The following is a 1553-nucleotide window of genomic DNA, read 5'->3' as shown; positions in this document are numbered from 1 at the left end:
AATTTTGCTATTGATAATAGTTATTATTAGCGTATAATCAAAACCACTCGGAAGACGTCCTAATCCGAGCCATTAAACGACAGATTTTATCCCCCTCTTTCCCATTATCTCTTGATACTCGGAGTGCGCATATACGAAACATACCTGTTCCCCTTTATATCAGATACTCAAAACCGAAAAACATGAAACCCACTGCCGATACAGTGGGTTTCGTGTTTTTTGGCGTTCGGTTTATCAGGCTTGGCCGGCTGCTTATCAGGCCGTCTGAAACCGAATAGGCCTGATTATCGGCAGGTTTTCATGTTCAACTTGCCATAACGGCCGACAATGTTTCTGATGTCTTGGGCATCGCGCTCGTCGACCGCCATAAAGACCACGGTCATGCGTGCTACGCTCAAACCGGTATCGGGTGCGCTTCTGTCTTCCTGTTCGACAATGCGCGCACCGCCAAAACCTGCGCTGGACAAGCGTGAAATCAAAACTTGGGCGGAAGAGCGGCTGCGTGTTACGTCAATGCTGATTTCGCCGTTGTGAATACTGCCGCTAAAGCCGCGGCTGCCCAAGGCATCAAGCTGGGCGGAAGTGTCGCCGTCGGCAGGCAAGACCACGCGGAAGGTTTTGGAAGAAGTTTCGCCACCGGATGCGCCGTTACGTTTTTCGATACTGCGGCTGGCCGCATGAGGCCATTTGCCCAACAAGCCTTTGATGCGGTGGTAATCGTCTTCATCCATCACTACGGTGGCGCTGCTGGTACACAAGCGTTCCACGCCGGCCGCGTCCATCTCTTCTTCGGCTGCGCGACGCTCTTGCGCTTCTTTCTCGCGGCGCATTTTTTCTTTTTTCTCTTTCAACTGCTGCGCTTCTTGCTTTTTACGCAAGGCTTCTGCTTCTTCGGATTCAGGTTCTGCCATAATCAGGCCGTCTGATTCATCCGCCACCCAATCGGGTTGCGATGCCTGCTGAGGCTCGGCTTTGGGCGCGTCCAAAGAAGACGGGCGCAATAATTCGTGCGTGCCGCCTTCCAAGGCAGATTCGGGTTTCGCGGTTTTATGTTGTGTCCGATAGGCAACCATGCTGCCAAAAACAATGATGTTGAGTGCGACCAAGACCGCAAACAGCCATTTCATGATGCGTTTTCCTTTTTATTGTCCGTTGCGATGGGCAATCCAATGCAAGAGCCCGTGAATCACGAGATTATCGACGATTTTCACTTGATTGTCATGAACGAATGACTCCGGCAGCGCCTGCACGACTCTGGCCGCGCCGCCGCCCGTGATAATAATATCGACCGGTTTGCCTTCGCCCGTTTTGTCTTTCAGACGGCCATGCATCATCATCAACGCGCCGCAAACGGCATCCATCATGCCGCTGGCAATGGCGTTCGGCGTTGTGGTTGGGAACGGATATACCTTGCCGATGGGGCGGTTGAGGTTGGCGGTCTTGAGCGCCATCGCCTCTTTCATCAAGTGGAAACCGGGCATGATGGTGCCGCCGAGATAATGATTGTCTTCCGTCAGCGCGTCGGTGGTTACGGCGGTGCCGCAGCTGACGAC

Annotated in this window: 2 protein-coding genes; both read right to left on the bottom strand. The window is 53.1% G+C overall.

The features are described from left to right. Nucleotides 1-284: 284 nt before the first annotated feature. Entirely contained in the window at nt 285-1127 is an 843-nt protein-coding gene (locus ACTHS3_RS12675; protein ID WP_004520957.1) for a hypothetical protein, read from the bottom strand. Between the two features lie 15 nt (nt 1128-1142). Next, nucleotides 1143-1553, bottom strand: a 411-nt coding sequence (locus tag ACTHS3_RS12670; protein WP_440368101.1) for a type III pantothenate kinase, incomplete at its 5' end; no start/stop codon positions are given.

The organism is Neisseria sp. P0009.S007 (assembly GCF_051962515.1).
Note: the sequence above shows the minus strand (reverse complement) of the source record. Positions and strands in the feature narration are given on the sequence as shown.

Excerpts from the sequence above, each read along its gene's own strand:
- ACTHS3_RS12675 (WP_004520957.1), bottom strand. The coding sequence starts at position 1,127 with ATGAAATGGCTGTTTGCGGTCTTGGTCGCACTCAACATCATTGTTTTT.